The sequence below is a fragment of the Sphingobacterium sp. UBA3549 genome, assembly GCF_002376635.1.
Taxonomy (GTDB): Bacteria; Bacteroidota; Bacteroidia; order Sphingobacteriales; family Sphingobacteriaceae; genus Sphingobacterium.
The window spans coordinates 90,015-110,987 of sequence record NZ_DFOE01000018.1; the positions used below are offsets into that span (position 1 = coordinate 90,015).

Annotated in this window: 10 protein-coding genes; 6 read left to right on the top strand and 4 right to left on the bottom strand. The window is 40.9% G+C overall.

Annotated features, from left to right (window positions below):
• From B2W36_RS10540 to B2W36_RS10555, 4 genes are read right to left on the bottom strand one after another with little or no spacing between them, the layout of a single operon-like run.
• The gene (locus B2W36_RS10540; RefSeq protein ID WP_293887678.1) at positions 1–1,239 is read right to left on the bottom strand and encodes a DUF4998 domain-containing protein; all 1,239 of its coding nucleotides are present in this window, start codon (positions 1,237–1,239) and stop codon (positions 1–3) included.
• Between the two features lie 27 nt (positions 1,240–1,266).
• The gene (locus B2W36_RS10545) at positions 1,267–2,463 is read right to left on the bottom strand and encodes a DUF5000 domain-containing lipoprotein (RefSeq protein ID WP_293887679.1); all 1,197 of its coding nucleotides are present in this window, start codon (positions 2,461–2,463) and stop codon (positions 1,267–1,269) included.
• A gap of 34 nt (positions 2,464–2,497) precedes the next feature.
• Entirely contained in the window at positions 2,498–4,426 is a 1,929-nt protein-coding gene (locus tag B2W36_RS10550) for a RagB/SusD family nutrient uptake outer membrane protein (protein ID WP_293887680.1), read from the bottom strand.
• A gap of 22 nt (positions 4,427–4,448) precedes the next feature.
• Positions 4,449–7,658 carry a SusC/RagA family TonB-linked outer membrane protein gene (locus tag B2W36_RS10555; protein WP_293887681.1) on the bottom strand — a complete coding sequence of 1,070 codons (3,210 nt, stop codon included), beginning with the start codon at positions 7,656–7,658 and terminating at the stop codon, positions 4,449–4,451.
• Positions 7,659–8,104: 446 nt separating this feature from the next.
• Here B2W36_RS10555 and B2W36_RS10560 point away from each other — a divergent pair, with 446 nt between their 5' ends.
• From B2W36_RS10560 to B2W36_RS10585, 6 genes are all read left to right on the top strand, one after another.
• On the top strand, positions 8,105–9,682 hold the full coding sequence (locus B2W36_RS10560; RefSeq protein WP_293887682.1) for a DUF4832 domain-containing protein: 1,578 nt from the start codon (positions 8,105–8,107) through the stop codon (positions 9,680–9,682).
• 33 nt (positions 9,683–9,715) lie between these two features.
• On the top strand, positions 9,716–11,506 hold the full coding sequence (locus tag B2W36_RS10565) for a glycoside hydrolase family 2 protein (protein WP_293887683.1): 1,791 nt from the start codon (positions 9,716–9,718) through the stop codon (positions 11,504–11,506).
• A gap of 36 nt (positions 11,507–11,542) precedes the next feature.
• A complete protein-coding gene (locus B2W36_RS10570) occupies positions 11,543–14,278 on the top strand; it encodes a sugar-binding domain-containing protein (protein WP_293885433.1) in 2,736 nt (911 codons plus the stop codon).
• 14 nt (positions 14,279–14,292) lie between these two features.
• Positions 14,293–15,063, top strand: coding sequence for a hypothetical protein (locus B2W36_RS10575; protein ID WP_293887684.1), 771 nt, complete (start codon positions 14,293–14,295; stop codon positions 15,061–15,063).
• 200 nt (positions 15,064–15,263) lie between these two features.
• Positions 15,264–19,328: a hybrid sensor histidine kinase/response regulator transcription factor gene (locus tag B2W36_RS10580; protein ID WP_293887685.1), complete on the top strand. Its 4,065-nt coding sequence runs from the start codon at positions 15,264–15,266 to the stop codon at positions 19,326–19,328.
• 85 nt (positions 19,329–19,413) lie between these two features.
• Positions 19,414–20,577: a glycosyl hydrolase family 28 protein gene (locus tag B2W36_RS10585; RefSeq protein WP_293887686.1), complete on the top strand. Its 1,164-nt coding sequence runs from the start codon at positions 19,414–19,416 to the stop codon at positions 20,575–20,577.
• Positions 20,578–20,973: the final 396 nt, after the last annotated feature.

Here is a 20,973-nt window from a genome sequence, read left to right on the forward strand (position 1 = left end):
TTATAATTTTTCAAAGATCATATTGCCAGAGACTTTAAAATAAGAGCCGTCTGAAGCGGTTCCATTCATGTTTCCTAGAAAACCTAAGGTTACAGGTCCCGCTTCTGTTACGGTAAATTCGAATATTGCACTGCTTCCAGATAGGGTTTGAAAGCCTAAGGCTGTATTCAAGGCGGATTGATCGGGTAAGGCATTGCCTTTTGCGGCGATGAGGTGAACGACACCGGCGCTGCCTTTGTCAATCTTTGAGACTGTAAAACGATATTTTCCGGGCTGTAGGTTGGTTGTTTGATAGATCTTACCATTAACTATCGGCGCTAAGTTGGGTGAGGGTGAGGCCCATTGCCACCAACCGGCTTCCAAAGATAAACAGGCTTTTTTATCCCGAATCTCAATTCCGCCATAATATTTGCCGTCAGCTGTCTTGAAGTTCTTTGCCGCATCATTCACAAGCCACACAGCCGGTGTACCCCAGCGATCGCCGCCCATGGCCGAAGTCTCGAAAGGAAAGTTCATGTTTTTTAGATAGACCTCTTTTGGTGATATATTTGCGGAATAATTGGTGTAGAATGTGTCGATACTTAAGGAATCCGGAACAAATAATGTACGGTAGCGCAGTGGTTTGCCAGGCATAAAGTCTGCTAAAATGCTTTTGCCAAGTTTAATGGAGTCTCTTTGTATAATCAATTTACCTGAAGTATTGGTATACTCCACTTCCGTAAACTGAGCACCGCTGGTCAGATCGATCCCCCCCCAATTGATCGTGGTTTTTTGATCTCCTGCGAAATAATCAACAGCATACATTGGTCTGTTGATAAGACCTGAACTAAATCGTTCACCATAAGACACGCCAGTCTTAAATACACTTAGCGACTTGTTGCCTTGGGCGTCGTAGGTGATAAGTTCAAAATTGTGTACCCCTTCGCTTATCTTGAGCGAAATTTTTAAGGTATCTACGCCTGCTGTACGATTGACTTTTACCTCAGTCGAATCTTGCCGATTATCCCAGTATATTTTGAGACGCTCCACCTTGGGGTCTGCCATAAATAATCCAGTAATATAGACGCGCTCTTTACCCGAGAAGACCTTTACGGAATCAATTTTGCCGGTGTAAGAAATTTCACCGCCTTCCAGGTACTTTTTATAATCATCACTCTTTGAACAGCAAAGGAAAGAAAGCATGGCCATGCTAAGCAAGGGCATGATAAAGAATGTTTTAATATGTGGTACTTTCATCATAGTCTAATTGATAATAAAAAAGTGATCTTAACGTGGATCGCCATAAACCTGTAGCTCGGCGATGGACATAAAAGAAGATCCTTGCCAATTTTTAATAGTCTTGATGCGCAGATAACGCACCTTTGGCGCACTGACATCAAAGTCAAAGCTTAAACCCGCATTGGCGAGTTGGTAATCTTCATCTGTTTGTTGTCCCATAGGTAATCCAGAGGGCTTTTTGCTTTCAAATGTACCCAAACGCGTCCAGTTGTTCCAGCTTCCGTCCGAAGGAGGATTGTCGGAGCCCCATACTTCGAAAAATCGCACATTACCCCCATAATAGTACATGCGGCCATTATTCGTATATTCTGGATAGTCCCAGATGACAACCCTACTCATTTTGGCCAGCGTACCTGTATCGAATGTAACCCATTGTGGGCCGTTCACAGTGACATCAGTCAACGATATGTTGGGCCAGTTAATATTGTCTCCATCCCACATTTTGGAAAGTCCCGTAGAAGAATATTGTTGTTTAGAATCCGTCGGTAATGTAACTGCAGTATACCTCGATTTTGGAAGTGGCTGTTCAAACAGCGGTGTCAAGGTGGTGACCAGTGTATCAGTAAAATTCATGTACTTGTCTCTCACGGTAATCGCAAATTGTTTGGGATTAGGAGCAAAACCGCGGATCGTACGTGAAATCTGTTTTGCGGAGGTGTAGATATTATCGACAGAAGGCACCCATTCACCCAAGGAGTCAACCATCACCATCACCGTTAGATTTTTTTCCGACTCGTTTTCAGCCGTGATCCGAATGCCACCAAAAGCTGGAATGGCCTCCAAACTTCGGAAAGTATTCCAGATCGGGTTTTCTAAAGGAGTTACGGAGACTTCTATCGGCGCCGAACTGACTTCACTTCTATTTACGGCATAGAGTTTAATTGGATGCGGATTTGTATCTGCAAAACCTTCCACCAACAGTGAGTTGTTATAGTAGGAGGATTTTACCTCCATTTCTTTGCCCGATTTTAATTGGTAGACAGCTTTGACATATAATAGATCCTGATCCTTTGGTAAGGTATAGGTAATCCGTGCGGCCCCAGCCAAGTTTTCGACTTTCACGTTACTCACTTGACCTGGTGCTGCGCTGTTTACGACAGGGGCAACCTGAATTTCTTCTTTACAGTTTTGGAATAAGATGCAGAAGAAAAATATAGCCTGCATCAGTTTTCTGTTTATATTCATTTCGTTATGACTTTAAGGATAAAATTGAAAAGGGCTACCATCCAAGACTTTGTGTCAATGAAGGATTTACGGTTAATTCGCCTTGAGCAATTGGCCAGAAATAATCTCTAGGCGCTACAAATGTCTGCTGAAATAAGGTTCTTATCTGGTAGTAATCTGCACTGACCTCTTGGTTTACACTCCATCCGGTAATGTTTTGGTTGAAGTATTTAACGGCCAATTTCCAGCGTCTTAAGTCCCAATAACGTTTTCCTTCAAAGGCCAATTCGATCATGCGTTCGCGTTGGATAATTTCGCGAAGACCCTCTTTTGTTGTCGGCTTGTCAGGGTTTGAAGAAAATTGACTCCAAGAAGATAGTACTCCAGAGATTCCTGCACGTTCACGAATGCGGTCTAAATACGTGTATACTTCATTGGAAGGACCATTTGCCTCATTTAATGCTTCTGCGTACATCAGATAGATGTCGCTTAACCGCATGTTCGGCCAAGGGTAGGACTTATAACTGACTCCGTTGCTGCTAAATGCTTGCTCCCAATTGACTAACTTTTTAAGAAAATATCCAGTTTCATTGATCCATCCATGGTTATTCGCGCCGGCAGGCTGATTTAACTTTGCCTGCACATAGTAAGTATCCTCATCTGAGAGGCTTTTAGTATCAAACTTAAACCAGATACCACCGTCAAAACCCAAGTCAGCATAAAAGCGTGGCTCGCGGTCAAAGTTTAAACGTGCCGTGGTATATCCTTCTTTGATATAGTAGCGATCTGCAGAGGTGGCCACACGTAAGGTTGACTTATCGTTAAAGTCTAACGTTTTATCCTCGTTGATGGGTACACCATTTTTTGTATAAAACATTTCTGCAATTTTCAGTGGTGCGCTGAGATGCTGCCTTGCTGTACCGACCACTGCCTCTGGAGTTAACAGCGGCATCGCGTCTCGCTGTATATTCCATGCCTGATAATTAGGGTTTGCCCAAATGTGTTCAGCAGACCAGCGCTCATTGAAAGCTAAATTAATACCTAGCACCTTTGCTGTTGCATCGCTCATCTTAAACTGCCCATATTCAGCCTTATTGAAAGGGAAGAAGCGGATACCCGCTGCATCGGCAGATTCAATTGCTACTTTAGCGGCCTCCGCAGCTTTGGCCCATTTTGAGGCATCGTATGAAGGATTGAAAAGCTGTTCACCTTTGCTATTTCGCATGGACTGATAATCTGTATTTCCGTTGAATAATGGGCTTGCCGCAGTGAGCAATACTTCAGCTTTTACAGCCTGAATGATGGGTTTAGTCACCCGGCCCAATTCTGCTGCTTTGTTCGGAATAATTAAGGGGACAGCTTTTTGCGCTGCGGAATCTAACAAAGTAACGATATAATTGACAACCTCATCTACAGGACGTTGTTCTACGCGTACAGCCGACTGGTTTGCATCAAGTGATATATTGTTTTCAACCACAGGAATTGGACCATATTGACGGAATAACAAATAATGGTAGTACGCTTTTAGAAACAATACCTCTCCAATCCATCGCGAACGATCATCAACTGAGAGATCGGGTACTTTGGATAGATCAGAAACATTTTCCAAAAAGATATTGCAATCTCGGATAGCGGTCCATAAGCCACCTCTCCAGGAGTCTACAAGAGGTTGGTTGACATTTTGCCCGCCGCGCGCGATTCGCCAGTTGTTAGCCGGATAGATTTCACGTTGGGCGACAGGTAGCCAGACTTCGTCGCCAGCAAGAAATCCAATGTTGCTTTGAGCATCCGAATTATTTGGTAACCATGCATAACAAGTGAAGAGAAATTTCTCAGCTTCATTTCGCAAGGAAAAGGCGTTGTCAATTGTCGCCACATTATCCGGAACGACGTCGATATAATCTTTGCAGGCAGAAACACCAAAAGCACTAAACAAGAGGCATGCTAAATAGGTCGCTGTCTTTTTCATATTTTTATTTTTCATTATTTCTCGGTTGTAGTTAACATTAAAAGCCCAGTTGTAAACCAATGTTGTAAACGGACTGAATCGGATAGCCTATTCCTTTTCCTCCCATTTCGACATCCCACATCTTAAAGGAGCTTAAGGCAAATAAATTCATTCCATTGGCATAAACCCGTAGGTTTTTTGCCCTGATACGTTTCATCAAACTTTCTTTAAAAGTATAGCCGACTTCGACTGTTTTCAATCTCAAGAAAGCTCCACTGCGCATCCACCAGGTACTTCTTTGATTATTATTTGCAATAATGTTTTCACTTAGGCGAGGCCAGAAGGCATAAAGATTGCGATTTTCCTCACTCCAATAGCTATCAGCAATGACCTGTAAAAGGCCATTTTGTGAACCACCATTTAAATAGAAAGGAGAGATATTCTCAGAATTTATGAAAAAAGAAGAGCGTGCAGAACCTTGAAAGTAAAAGCTGAAGTCTAAGCCTTTTCCACCCACAGTACCACCAAATCCATAGATCATTTCAGGTGTCGTTGGGTAACCTATCGCGACACGGTCTAGGTCTGTAATCTGTCCATCGCCATTGACGTCACGGTATTTGATATCTCCTCCAAGATAATCCAAGCCTGGTTTTCCGAACTGTACCGGAGAATTCAGTACTTCTTGATCATCCACAAATAGACGCTCAGCGATGTAACCAAACTCTTGGGATGCTGAAGTTCCTACCGTATAGCGGCTAGCCTCTTTGTAAGCAGGTTCATCCACAATCAATTTTTTGCTCACGGCGTAAGTCATCGTTCCCCGTCCCTGAATGTACCAGCTGTCACCGAAATTTTTGTTATAATTGAGCGTAAGGTCTACTCCTTTACTTTCGGCTTTATTCGTATTGGCAACAATAGGAGCACGAAGTCCCATAGTACTCGGTATATAAGATCGTCCAGTGAGAATGTTGCTACGTACCTGTTTGTATACATCTACATTTAGCTCAAGGTCTTTGAACAGGCCTAACTCGAGTCCTAAGTTTGTCTGCCGTGATCGTTCCCAAGTGATATCCTGGTTGGCATAACGACGAATGGCAATAGTTGGTCTGTTGTAGCCCGAAAGTTCACCAAATCCGACAGGAAAAGCGTTCATATCTACATCCGATAAATAGAAAAAGCGATCTTCCGAACGGCCTATCTGGTCGTTGCCGGCAAAACCATGCGTTGCACGAATTTTCAGTTTTGAGATGACGTCTTTGACAGGTTCAAAAAATGCTTCGTTGGATATATTGTAACTAAGCCCAAAGGAAGGGAAAAAACCTAGGCGACGATTTTTGGCAAAGCGTTCCGAACCATTGTAACCAAAGTTGAATTCGGCAATATAACGATCATCGAAATTGTAAGAAAAGCGACCAGAAAGACCGATGTTACGTGAAGGCAGCGAGAGTTGCAAGTTTCCGGCATTCCCACTCAATGAATTCTGAACTAAACCGATAACTGTGGCTCCTACGTTGTGCTTTCCAAAAGCATGATTGTAGCTTGCAATTGCATGCGCATAAAACATCGAGTTGACTTCTTTTGCAGATTCCGAATAATCGAGGTATTCGGTACCGACCGTACCGATCGATCCCAGTGACCCATCGTTCATAACACGGAGACTTAAATCGCCATAGGCATCAGCAGACGCCGTGTAATAGAAAGGGTTATATTTGCGATTTACTTCAAAATAGGCATAACGTTTTAGATAAGTCATCGCTGTAAGACTCAAACCTGGAATCAACGCATTCAGATTTTGATTAATTTGAATCTGTGGCATTATCGTAGAGGTATTAAATTCTTGATAACCACGGACCATTTCCGCATACGGATTCACAAATAAACCACCATTTCTGTTGAGTGCATTACCAAATAAAGGATGATTCATATAAGGCATATACGAAGACGGGTAGATCGCGGGGAACATGACAGGATTCGACCATATTGCCCGTCTGAACGTAGCTGCTCCGCCGTTGATACGGCTCCCGTTTTCATCTGTGCTACCTATAGGTCCATTGTAATCGTCAAATTGCGCGTATACCCGTACAATACCAACCGTAGTAGGCGTAAAGTTGATATCAATATTCGAACGTACTGAATAATTTTTTAACTTGATATTGTTATTGAAATTGTTGATTCCATTCATCTTTAAAATACCATTATCGATATTATAGGTTCCCGACAGATAGTACTTTGCTTTTGCTCCACCTCCACTGATATTTAAGTTGTTGCGCTGGTTTAATGTGTAGTCTTTTATGAGTTGGTCAATCCAATTGTTATTTGGATACAGTAGCGGATTGTCTCCGGCTCGTGTGTGATCAATTTTGTTCTGCCAATAGGGAAGTCCTTGTCCGCTGGCGGCATCTGCTGGTCTAGTTAAATAAGCCTCGTTGGCCATTTCCATATAGCGGATGTTGTCTGCAAATTTAAAATTGCGTGTATTCGTAGAAATATTACTTTCGGTGCGGAATTCGAATTTTGTAGCACCTTCTTTCCCCAGTTTCGTTGTGATCAGTACAACACCATTTGCCCCGCGGGCACCGTACATGGCTGCTGCATTGGCATCCCTGAGCACAGAAAAGCTCGCGATATCGTCTGGTTGCAAACGGGCCATGTCGGTAGGTGAGGACTCGATGTTATCGATAAGAATCAGCGGGTCCTGTTTTCCAGTTCCGAAACTTCCAAGTCCCCGAATAAAGAAATTGGCATTGTCAGATCCAGGCTCACCGCTCCGTTGAAAGGCAATCATACCAGCAACCCTTCCCGCAAGCATCGTTGTCAGGTTACTTGTTGGTCCTTTTAATTCCTTGGGATTAATTGTGGTTACCGAGCCGACGACAGACGCTCTTTTTTCACGTTGTCCAAAACCCGTAACAACAACATCATCAATAACATTTTCGTTTAGTTTGATTTGAGCATCTAAGGTGATGGTGTTGTTGGCATCTATTTTTTTTCCGATCAAGGAAATTTCCTGGCGGGCATAGCCGACACTACTAAATACTAATGTTGCCGTTTTACTGGTATTTAGTACATATCGACCATTTCCGTCCGTAGATACGCGAAGAGTGCCTCCCAAAACACTCACCGTGACGCCTGATAAAGCTGTACCGTCATTTTCTGAGGAGACCTTTCCTTGTACCCGAACTTGTTGAGCAATGGCTGCAAAACAAGTTGCCGTCATTAGAAACATAAAAATTCCTAGACGAGATTTAATCTTCTTCCATCTTTTCATTAATAAGAATTTTGGTTATAAATTGAGTTATGTTAATACAATTATCGTCACAACAAACTGTATAATTCGAGGGGATTTACAGCAAAAGAAGGGGGTGAAATCGTCTTTTTTAGCATGTTTTGTGCCGAATCTTAGCGCTATGAGGTTCAGCAAGTTTTCTAACGTATTCAGCATACAAGAATATGGGAGACTAAGGACCTTTACATTAATTTCATCGACCGCTGTTTCAAATGAGACGATTAGAGCCATTTTGTACAAAAATGAACCATTTCTGAACGATTCAGTACCCTAGTGGAAATCCACTATAGCTATTTTTGTACCGTACCTCAATAAATAATTTTATTATTAAACCAGCCCAATAAGTTATAAACTTTAGTAGTGGGCTGCGTAAATGGGGAATACAGTAACCAATAACCAATACACATCATAATATATTCTGATACGAAATGATAAACAGAAAAATAATCTCTCATGGTATAATAAGTATTTTATCACTTTTATTTTGTACATCCACGTTGTCTGGCTTTTCTCAAAAAAATAAAAGTGAGAGCGATTCAAACAGCTCAGCGTATATCCTATTGAAGCCAAAGTACGATGGCCAATCAGTCTTGCGCAATCCTTTAAATGGCTGGGTAATGTATGCGCCGCGGAATGCAGATGATACGTATTGGGATATCGAATATTTTGTACCAGCATTGGGTAAAAAAGTAAAGGTCATTGATTACGCCTCGGCATGTTATGTACGCACAAGTTGGTCATCGCTGAATCCCAGTGACGGTGTTTATGCCTGGGATAACCCGAGTTCTAAAATAGGAAAGCTTCTGAAAGGAGCGCAAAAGAGAGGGCTGCCCATCGCGCTTCGCATTGTGGTTGATGGCCGCGACCAAGGTCAAAATACACCCAAATTTGTTTTTGATCAAGGCGCTAAATATTATCTGGAAAATGAAAACCATCCAGATAGGCAAACTCCCTATCCGCAGGATGCGGTATTCAGAAAGTACTATAGCAAATTTATAACCGCGTTAGCTCAAGAATTTAATGACCCTGAAAAAACTTCATTTATTGACGCTTATGGCTTGGGAAAATGGGGCGAGGCACATTATGTAGTTTATGAAGATCCGAAAACAGCAACTCCCGAAAGTACTGAAAAAATAAAGGAAGAGACCTTGGATTGGGTAACCAACTTATATGCTAAAGCCTTCACCGAAGTACCTTTAGTTATTAACTATCACCGTTTGGTTGGGCATCCCGAAAGTTGGGGAGCTGTAAATCCAAACAGCGAACGCTTATTGGATAAAGCTATTGATAAAGGTTATAGTTTGCGCCAAGATGCTTTTGGTATGACAGGCTATTATCAGGACTGGGAAAAGAATTTTGCTAAGAAATGGAATTTCAAACGCCCCATCATTATGGAGGGCGGCTGGATTATTGCTCCTGGCAAGCATCGTTATTGGACAGATCCCAGTGGAAAATATAGAGAAGGACACGACGAGGATGTAAGGAAGGGCGAGTTTGATTTGTCGGCTGAAGCTCATGTGAACATGATGGATTTCAGAGCGGGCGGGGAAACTGAGTCTTGGTTTAAGTCCTTTGATCTGGTTCAACGGTTTACTTCAGAGGGGGGATATCGTGTCTATCCGGACCAGATCAAATTACCTCAAGATATCCGTTCCGGTGCTGCAGCATTAATTTCTCACCGTTGGCAGAATATGGGCTGGGGTTATCTACCAAATAATATTCCACAGTGGAACTACAAATATAAAGTAGCTTTTGCGTTGTTAGATGCTAGCGGGAATGTGAAGAAGATTTTTATTGATCATCAGAGCGAACCGTCTGTATGGTTGAAAGGTGCTGGTGTGAATTACAACCTAAAAGCAAAAATAGATCTACCTGCGGGAATTTACACCTGGGCTGTCGCCATTGTGGATACGACAAAAAATAGTAAACCAGCAATTCAACTCGCACTCAATGAAGAATTAACTCCGCAGGGCTGGACCAAACTGTCGGTTATACGGGTAAAATAGAAAATGAAGATTCTATAAAAAATAACATCTATTATGGTAAAGCTGATCAATCTATCTTTGGTATTATCTCTATTTTTTAATCTGTTCGCATTTCATCTTGTTGCTCAGCAAAATATGATTAATGTGTATGGTAGGCGTGCACAGTTATTAAATGGTAAGTGGGATGCCATTGTCGACTTGTATGACCAGGGTAGAAAAAACAAAATCTATCTCAATAAAAAGCCCGAAAATAAGACTGATTTCTACGAATATGCCTTCGAAAATGGTATTCGTTTAAACGTGCCTTCGGATTGGAACAGCCAGATGCCCGAACTTAAATACTATGAGGGTACCATTTGGTATGGCCGCAAGTTCGATGCAGCGAAAGCAAGCGGAAATAGGCTGTTTTTATATTTTGCTGCTGTAAGTTACCGTTGTCGCATTTATCTCAATGGCAAAGAGATCGGACAACATGAAGGAGGCTTCACTCCGTTTCAGGTTGAAATAACAGATGCTGTGAAAGAAAATGATAATTTTTTGGTCGTTGAGGTCAATAATACGCGTCGGATAGATGCCATTCCAGCAATGGCGTTTGATTGGTGGAACTACGGCGGCATTACCCGTGATGTTTTTCTAGTTAGTACACCGAAAGTTTTTATTGACGATTATTTTATCCAATTGGACAAAACCAAAGGCAATAAAATCAATGCTCAGGTAAAACTTTCAGAAAAGTTGGCCAATTCTTCCGTAACCATCGAAATACCAGAATTAGGATTGAAACAAACACTTGAGACGAATGCTTTGGGAGAAGTAAAAACGTCTTTTACATCAACAGAAATCAAGCGTTGGTCGCCAACTGCACCAAAATTATATCATGTCAAGATATCTACCCAAACTGACGAAATAGAAGAGGAGATCGGCTTTCGCAATATTTGGGTGAAGGGGGAAGATATCTTGCTGAATGGCCAGCCTATTTTTCTGAAGTCGATTTCATTTCATGAGGAAATACCTCAACGTGAGGGCCGTGCTTTTTCGCAGTCAGATGCGTTGATGTTACTTTCTGAAGCTAAGGCTTTGGGCTGTAACATGATTCGCTTGGCACATTATCCACAGAATGAATATATCGTGCGAATGGCAGAAAAAATGGGTTTCATGTTATGGGAGGAAATTCCCATCTGGCAGGGGATCGATTTTGAAAATGAATCGACCAAGAAAAAAGCGGTTAAAATGATGCGTGAAATGATCGAGCGTGATAAAAACCGTTGTGCACTTACCTTTTGGGGGGTAGCTAACGAAACCCAACCTTCCGAACAAAGAAATGCTTTCATCAGGCACTTGATTGCAACATGCCGAGCTATGGACACAACGCGACTTATTACGGCTGCTTTTGACCTGGTTCGTTTTAATAAAGAAAAAGAAATCTTTGTCATGGACGACCCTTTCATTAAAGAGCTGGATGTGGTAGCGGTTAATAAATATTTAGGCTGGTACCACAATTGGCCGGTTTCCCCTGATAAAGCTGTATGGGATGTGGCAAAAGGGCAGCCTTTGATTATCTCTGAATTCGGCGGAGAGGCCCTCTATGGAAAAACGGGCGAAAAGGATGTTGCTAGTTCATGGAGTGAAGATTACCAAGCAACTTTATACAAAGACAACTTGCAAATGTTTAAGCATATCCCAAACCTACGCGGAATTTCACCTTGGGTGTTATTTGATTTCCGTTCGCCTTTCCGTTTTCATCCGACTAACCAAGGGGGATGGAATCGAAAAGGGTTAGTATCGGACCAAGGTTATCGAAAGAAAGCATGGTATCTTATAAAGGAATATTATGAGAATAATTTATAGAAATGAATGAAAGTAGAGAAAAGAGTAACACACAAAATGAACACATACAAAACAGGTATATTCAAATACGTTAAACTAATATGTTTACTGTGGCTTTTAGTGCATACAGCGTTATTGAAAGCGCAAGATGTCGTGGATTTATCCGGTACTTGGGGGTTCCAAACTGATGTGATGGATTTTCGTAGGGGCTCGCTGTCGCCTCGGTATAATCACGTATTACAAGGGACGATTAAACTACCGGGTATTACAGATGATTATCATATAGGGTATCAAACTCCCTATAAATATATTGACCGTCTGACCCGAAAATATGAATACATGGGTCCGGCATGGTACCAACGTGATATCGAAATCCCTGCTGACTGGAAAGGGAAAAAAATATTTCTCTATTTTGAACGTACCCATTGGTTGAGTTCGATTTTTGTAGACACCAAAGAAGTTAGCAGCATCGATTATGTCAGCGTGCCGCACAACCACGATTTGAGTGCATTTTTAAAACCGGGAAAGAAGCATCGCATTACCATTTGTATTGATAATCGATTTCAGTACAATACGCACAAATGGAATCATGCGCATACAGAATTTACGCAAATTAACTGGAATGGCATCTTGGGTGATATGAAGCTGATGGCCGTAGATCCGGTTTACGTCGACGATTTTCAGGTATATCCCAACATAGCCGATCAGTCTATAAAAGTAAAGTTAAAGGTAAATAATACGACTAAAAAGCAGATAAATGGTCAGGTATCCTTTGCTATCGCCGGAACAAACTACAGTCTCAAGCATCAGCTTGCCATCGTAAGTACTGATTCGGTAAATTTTGTAGAGGCCAATATTCCCTTAGGAAAACGCATTAAACTGTGGGATGAGTTTAACCCAAATCTCTATCGGATTAGCTGTCAGTTGAATACTTCGGATGGTAACAATAGCTATAAGCATGAGAAATCGACCACCTTTGGTATGCGCGAAGTAAAGCAGGGAAAAAATCATATACTGCTCAATAATCATCCGATACATTTACGAGGTAATGTAGAAAATGCGGTTTTTCCAAAAACAGGACATGCTCCGCTTGATGATGGCTCTTGGGAAAGAATTATGATGCTGATGAAGAACTACGGCATGAACCATTTACGTTTCCATTCTTGGTGCCCTCCGGCTGCTGCCTTTCGCATGGCAGACAAACACGGAATATATTTTGAGGTGGAAATGCCTATGTGGGGCAAAGATGCCGAACCGGACGAAGCAAGATATAACTTTTTCCGCCGGGAAATTAAAGCTATTTTAAAAGAATATGGCAATCACCCTTCTTTTGTTCTTTACTGCAATGGCAATGAAATTACAGGCAATTTCGACTTTATTGAAGAATTGACTGCGGAAGGTAGAAAAGCTGATCCGCGCCATCTGTATAGTGGTTCTACGGCGCGAACACGGGTTAAGTCAGATCAATATTACGTATCGCAACAAACCAATAAAGGTGCGGTGAAGGTTTATGAGGGGCTACCCGGCACCGACTGGGATAAGAACATGGAATCTGATGTAGATGTGCCTGTTATCTCGCACGAGTCGGGACAACGTTGTATCTACCCAAATTTTGATGAGATAAAGAAATATGCAAACAGTCCCGTGGAGGCCCGAAATTTTGAGGTTTTTCGAGACCTATTGCAAAAGAATGGCATGTTGGATCAGGCAAAAGATTTCTTTAGGGCATCTGGTGCGCTGACGGTACTGGAATACAAAGCCGTCATCGAAGCCTTATTGCGCTCGGGTAAATCCGCTGGTTTCCAGCTCTTGTCGATGAACGATTTTCCGGGGCAAGGCTACGCCCCAGTCGGTATTTTTGATCCTTTCTGGGACTCAAAGGGACTGGTTACTGCCGATAAATTCCGTGAGTTTTGCGCGCCCACTGTCGCATTACTGCGGTACGAAAAAAGCAGTTTCTTCAATACGGAAACATTTAAAGGTAAAGCGGAAGTGTATAACTTTAGCAATTCCGTACTCGAAAATGCCACAATTAAATGGTGGTTGACGGATACCGCAGGCAGTGTATTGCAAAAGGGTACACTTAAAAAGCAAACCATTGCCAACGAAAATGTATCGCCGGTGGGTGAATTTGAGATTCCCCTAAAAAATGTCCGCAGCCAAAAGGTTACGGTTCATCTTGCAGTTAATGATTCTATTAAAAATAGCTGGGACATTTGGGTATATCCCAAACATCAAAATCTGATGCAGTCTACAGATAAGGTTTTGTACACCGATGTCTATGATGATGTTGCAAAAAGCCAGCTGTCTCAGGGAAAAACGGTGGTTCTCTATGCTTCGCCAGACAAAATAAAAGGTCGAAAATCACTATTTCATAATCATTTTTGGAACCCTATTATGTTTGCTTGGGCACCAATGACGATCGGCAATCTGGTCCATCATCAACAGGCCATGTTTAAAGATTTCCTTACTTCATACCATACTGATTGGCAATGGTGGGATATCCTCAATCATGCAAAAGTAATCGAAATGCAAGATGCCCCACAACAACTTCGTCCGTTTATACAAGTCATTGACAGCTATGATAACAACCAAAAATTAGGTATAGGTTTCGAAGCTCAACTGAACGGTGGAAAACTTCTGGTAATGGCATTAGATACAAAGACCGATATGGATAATCGCCCGGCCACCCAACAATTGTTGTACAGTATGGATAACTATGTTAAAAGTGCGAAATTCTCGCCACAAGTTGCCGTGGATGAGACTTTTATTCAATCATTTTTAATAAAATAAAGAAGAGTTAAACGATGATAAGAGCATTTATCTGGACGCTAACAGCGTTTTTATTAGGGCAATCCTTAAAGGCACAAGAAGTGATGGTAGAATGGAAAGCCGGAGTATCACAGATCTATAAAAAAACCGTCGAGGCTAAAAGTCCGTTATCTTTTAACGATTTGAACGTCGAATTTGGCTATGTGCTTTATCAGACCGAGATTACTACGGAAGCCGAAAGTGAAGAACTAGCATTAGAGAATGTACGCGATTATGCGGTGGTCTATGTGGATGGCATTTTACAGGGAACTCTGACGGATCAAGATAAAAAACTGGTGATTAAAACAGGTTTGGGCACACATATACTTCAATTTTATGTCGAGAATATCGGGCGAATCACCTATGGGCCAGAAATTACAGACAATTCAAAGGGGTTGTTTAGTGCGGTTACTTTAGCTGGAAACGAACTGCACAACTGGAAAATGATCCCCTTGGATGCACGAAATTATCCACTTGAGAATCTGATTTTTGAACAAAGTGCACCCCCTAGTGGCCCCGGTTTTTACCAGGGTCAGTTCGAAATTAATCCGTCACAAAACAAGTATCTTAATATGACAGGGTGGGGGATGGGAGAAGTTTGGATAAATCAAAAATATTTAGGGTCTTATTGGGAAGAAGAAAAACAACAATCATTGTTAATCCCGTCAGAATATTTATTACCCGACCACAATGAACTGGTGATATTCGAGCTAAAAAACAAGCAACAAACGAAGATAAATTTGTCGCCTACCCCTGTTTTTAAGTAAATTGGCGTTTTTGATTGGTTTGGATTTCACTTGCTGAAAAAGAACTTATGCCATAATTTGGACGTGACTCTTTGTATAATAAAATGAGAATCGTAGTTTAACGGAATACTGTTTGTAAATAATATCGCTGAGCATTTTGATTGCAACTAGTATCGGTAAATCTCTGATTGAACTTTAAGCAGCTTTAGAAGCATCTGTAAATGAATAAATACAGTCTAATAATTTGTTTTTTTATTTTCTGGGGGCAATGTGTTCTCGGTATTGATCTTTCAAGATACCGGTTTCACCTCATGCCCGAAACTTCGTATTATGGCGGTATACAAAGCATTGCTAAAGACAGTTTAGGGCGTATGTGGTATACCGGACCCGATGCACTTTTCATGTATGATGGCAATAGCTTTTATCAGTTAAACGATATCGTTTCGGCGATGAAGCCAAAGCAGAAATGGGGCTATGGTTCTTTAATTCGCGATAGAAAAGGAAATTTATTTTTAGCGTCGGGACAGGGTTTGTTAAAATTTAATTACGAACGGTTTTCTTTTCATATCGTTGTCCCCGGAGTAATTCGTTCAGTTTGTGTACATCATGATGGTCAAGTTTACATGCTCTCTGAAAATAGTTTACTCCGCTATAACCCACAAAATGAACACATAGAAAGTTTTTTGTTGCCCAAAAACAAGTCTTTTCAAAATGTATTGAGTGTCAAAGACCAAGTATTTTTAACCCAAGATGCAATCTTACACACGGTAGAAATGTCTAAAAAGCGCCTTGTTCAGTTTGCGGATTTTAGCAGTACAGCAAATCAGGTGAACGATGTGGTTGCATACCGTGGGCTGTATTACTTTTTAACAACGCGGGGAGGAATACATGTCACAGATTTGACAGGTAATTTAAAACAGAAAATTCCGGTAGCGGTTGCTGGAAATTCATTCGTTTTAACGAAAAAACTGTACTTGGACCAAACTGGTGTGATCTGGGTGGCTACCCAGGGAGGATTATTCCTTTATGATCCCGCCAATGAAGGTAGCAGCACCTTGCGGATGAACCTGAACGATATTTATTCATTGCCGAATAACTCCATTTGGACAATTTATCCCGATCCGGATCAGGGTGTTTGGATAGGTACCTACGGCGGTAAAATCGCCTATTGCTCGCTTTACGATTCGAGAGTACGTTACTTTAAACCGAGCCCTGGCGGTCTGAATCATCCCATTGTCAGTAGTTTTCAGGAAGATCATCTGGGAAATATATGGATCGGTACAGAGGGGGGGGGGCTAAATTACTGGGATAGGAAAAAAGATCAGTTTATCCATCCCGAAAAGTCGCAGGATAGGGGGCCAAGTCCCAATATGATTAAGCGGCTTAAGTTTGACGAAGCAAGCAAGAGCCTGTTGATTTCTGCCTATAATGGTGGAATTGGTAGTTATGATGTAAACAATCAGCGTTTCAGTAGTTTCGATTTCCGCTCTCCGGAAAGCCAGCAACTGCTGACGGTGTATGATTTTGCAAACGATCAGGAGGGTAACTGGTGGATGACAGATCCCGACAAATCATTTTTATATCGCAAGAACCGACAAGGTCCGATAGAAATGGTTAGAATCAAGGATTCCAAAGGCAATAAGTTGAATCTAGAAGTAGAAGCATTATATGTGAATAAGCAAAACCAGCTCTGTTTAATTAGCCATCAGGGATTTTTTGTCGTAAATACTCATACGCTAACCGTTTTAAAGCACTATATGGTCAAGGATGCTTCCTATTCTGCAAATAATCTGTGCAGTTATGCCGTGGCTTCGAATGGCGATGTATGGCTAGGGACCTTAGGGAAAGGTGTAAACGTGCTTAAAAAAGACGGAACGTATATAAATTATAGTGCAAGCAATGGTTTTCCGGCCAAAATGGTATTCGGTATTTTAGAAGATGCCGTTACGAAAAATGTGTGGTTAAGTACCAGTGATGGTCTTTTTTTCTTCGATTTGAAATCCAGAGCATTTGAAAAAGCGAGATTCTACCAGGAAGATAATATTGGTTCATTTTACATACATGCTGCATACAAAACTTCCAAAGGCGAAATGCTGTTTGGCGGCACCAATGGTTTTTTACTTTTTGATCCTACGTACCTCAATAAAAATCCGCAAAAACCAAAAGTTTTTTTTACAGGATTTCTGGTGAACAATACCTTGGTTAAACCCGATGACGGCTCGTCGATTTTATCCAAAGACATTGGAAGCCTGTCCAACCAAAAGGGAGATAAGATAAGGCTTTCTAGTAATCAGTCTAATGTCGAAATTAAGTTTTCGGCGAATAGTTATCTATTTGCCGAAAAGAATCAGTTTGCATATCGTATGCTGGGGCTTGGTGAAGATTGGCAAATCAGTCATGCCAACCAAAAATCTGTACAGTTTCTTAATCTTCCGGCTGGAGATTATACTTTCGAGATCAAGGCTTCCAATAATGATGGACAATGGGGCAATCAAATATCGCGCTTATACATCCACGTAGATCCACCATTTTTTTTGTCCTGGTGGGCTTATTGTTGCTATGTTGCCCTTATCTCTGCCCTGCTCTTTTTTATTATGCGATATTATAGCAATAAAAGAGTGTTTAAGGAGCGGTTGGCGCTGCAGCGTTTAAAGGAACGGAATATGCATGAGCTGAACCAGGCGCGCACTGATTTCTTTACCAATATCTCGCACGATTTAAAAACACCACTAACTTTGGTATTACAGCCGCTTAAGCAACTCAGAGAAACTATTGTACCTCATGATACTGCTTTGGTTTACATGGATTTAATAGAGAAGAATGTCTCTCGAATTCAACGTATGATTAGCCAATTGTTGCGCTTTAGGGAAATTGAAAGTCAAAAAATTACCCTAAATCCTCAAATTGGTGATTTTATTAATTTTGTACGCGATATATTTGGCCTATTTGAGCTCTATGCCAACAAAAAAAGTGTGGAAACGAATATTTCGGCTTTTAAGGATAACTTGTATGTCGCCTTTGATTATGATGTTATCGAAAAAATATTGACTAATCTATTCTCTAATGCCTTAAAATATACACCTGATAATGGGTATGTGGGGGTACGTATCTATCCTACCACGGCGGAGGAAAAAGAACGGTTTTCATCCTTGAATATGACGGAAGTCGAATATATCTCCATTGAAATTTTAAATACCGGTGACTGTTTTTCTGAAGAGCAGATTTCAACTCTATATACCTCTTTCAACAGGCTATCATCCCATCGGCCAACTTTCGAAGAAAGTTCAGGACTTGGGCTTGCCATTGTCAAGGAACTCGTAGATGTGCTGGAAGGCAAAATATGGATGGTCAATAAGACCGATAAAATTTCATTTACCATTTCCCTGCCTTTAAAAAATCAGGCCGGCTCGGGAGATATGCAATCTAATGTTTATGATTACACGGTTTCTGAAATCGATGAGATCATCACCCCGGATATTTTTGCGCCTGAAAGGGGATGCAAAAGCATAAAAAAGACAGATAATATCCTGCTCATTGAAGATGACCAACAACTTCGGGGTTATTTAGAGCAACGTCTGGCTGAAAAATATAATGTATATACTGCCAGTGACGGAGAAGAGGGCTTAATAAAAGCTGAAAAAATCTATCCACAACTCATTATTACGGATCTAATCATGCCGAATCGAAGTGGTTTGGATGTTTGTCGTAGCCTGAGGCAAAATTTTAAGACTAGCCATATTCCGATTATTATGATTTCTGGTACCGGAGATGACAATCAGAATAAAATAAAAGCGTTGGAATTTGGTGCCAATGTATTTATTGATAAACCTTTTCATATCGACTATCTGTTGCAACAAACAGAAACCATTTTAAGAAACCAGCAGGAATTAAAAGAAAAATACAGTAAACATATTCAAGTGGATCCGTCCAATGTTACCGTCACATCCATGGATGAGGAGCTATTAGTTAAGGCCATTCGGATCATTGAAGAAAACATCGATAATGCCAGTTATTCCGTAGAAGACTTTGTGGCTGACATGAATGTGGGCAGAACCATCCTCTATCAGAAAATAAATGATATTGTGGGCATGTCGATCAAAGAGTTTATTTTGAATATGCGTCTGAAAAGAAGTGCTTATCTGTTGGAGAAATCGGATTTGACCATTGCGGAAGTTGCTTATCAGACCGGGTTTAACAATGCCAAGTACTTTAGTGTCTGTTTTAAAAAGCAGTTTGAACTAAGTCCTTCAGATTTTAAAAAGAAAGTTTCCAGCGGGAAGAAATGAAAAACAGCCAATCCTAACGATGATGAAAATGATAATTTTTAAAAGAGTGCTTCTCTTTAGCTATTTTATTTGCTTATGTAATATTATGCATTTGACAGCAGCAGTCAACCAAGCGGTAGATGAAATGTATATTAGTCCCAATAATTATAAAACTGGTACGCAGTCTGAACGAATACAGAAGGCTATAAATGCGGCAAAAAACAGTACTGGAAAAGTAGTCATACCGAAATATGACGCCATAGCTAAAAAAAGTGTTTGGCTCATTGATCAGGCCATTTTACTTCCTGGTGATTTTGAACTCGAATTGAATAACTGCACCATTAAGCTTTCCGATAAATGTCGGGATAATTTTATTCGTTCAGCGAATTCTGGATTGGGAATCAATACTATATCTCCATTAAAAAACATCAAGATCATTGGGAAAGGTAATGTCCTTCTAGAAGGAGCTGATCATCCAAGAGCTACCGGCGATCATAATAAAACGCTATCGCTAAATCCCAGCAGATTTGACCAATCTTATGGCACTGATGCTGGCAAACCCGGAATGAATCAAAAGGGTGGTTGGCGAAATCACGCCATTATATTGGCTTATACCGATGTTTTTGAGGTTAGTGGCATTACATTGAAAGATTATCATGGGCATGGATTGGTGCTAGAGCGCTGTACAAATGGTAAGGTAAGCGATATTACTTTTAACGTAAGGCAAGCCGTGAATGTGGATGGAACTGACCATCAGATCTTAAACCAAGATGGGATGGGCATACGTTTTGGCTGTAAGAATATTCTTATTTCAAATTGTAGAGGAAAAAGTGGCGACGATTTTATTAACATCGGTTTGACAGATACTGGAGTGGGAGCTGGTGAAGAAAATGTTAATGTGGTCAGTGGCTCGATATACAGGGGTGAAATCGACAATATTTCGACTATTTATCTCCAAAATTGGCAGGACTTTTATTCGATCTCACACCGATCTATTCGGATTATGCCTGTAGGTAAACTCCGGATAAGCAATATTTTCATTGACAATATGGTCATCAGTCCCTTGGCGAAACAAGGTCTAGTGGTTGAGTATGCCGAGCATGTGAAAGGTTTGTTTGTGCGGAATTTCATCAGTCATCAACCTATAAAAGCCAGCGGTATTTCCCAGGCCAGTTTCAGAGACATCCTGTACAAAGGGCAAGGTGAGGCTATTGATGTGCAACAAAGCGATTCTGTACTTCTAGATCACGTAATGGAAATAAAAAATTAGTGATACAATCGCTCGCGATCTTATTTTTGAAGGCAAAAACACCTGTTTTTGCCTTTTGTACAAAATCAAACCATTTTCGTACAAAAACGAACCCTAGGAATTGGTGATGATTATAGTTTTGTCTTAACCAATTTTAAAAAGGAAAATATGTGTATGAAAATTATTCCCGACCACGTGATCAGGCTCACGCAGGGTAATCCCAACTTTACAAAAACCAATGACATTACTTTTCGGAATATTGTATTTCGTCAATAGGTCGGAAAACGAGATGTTGCCTTCCGCATTGCGTATGTGTTTGCAGCCTCACCTATTATTTATCACAAGAAGTTAAATTAGTCCAAGCCTATTGAAGCATAATTATTTCAAATATATGTTCTCTACGAGAAAGGGAAAGTA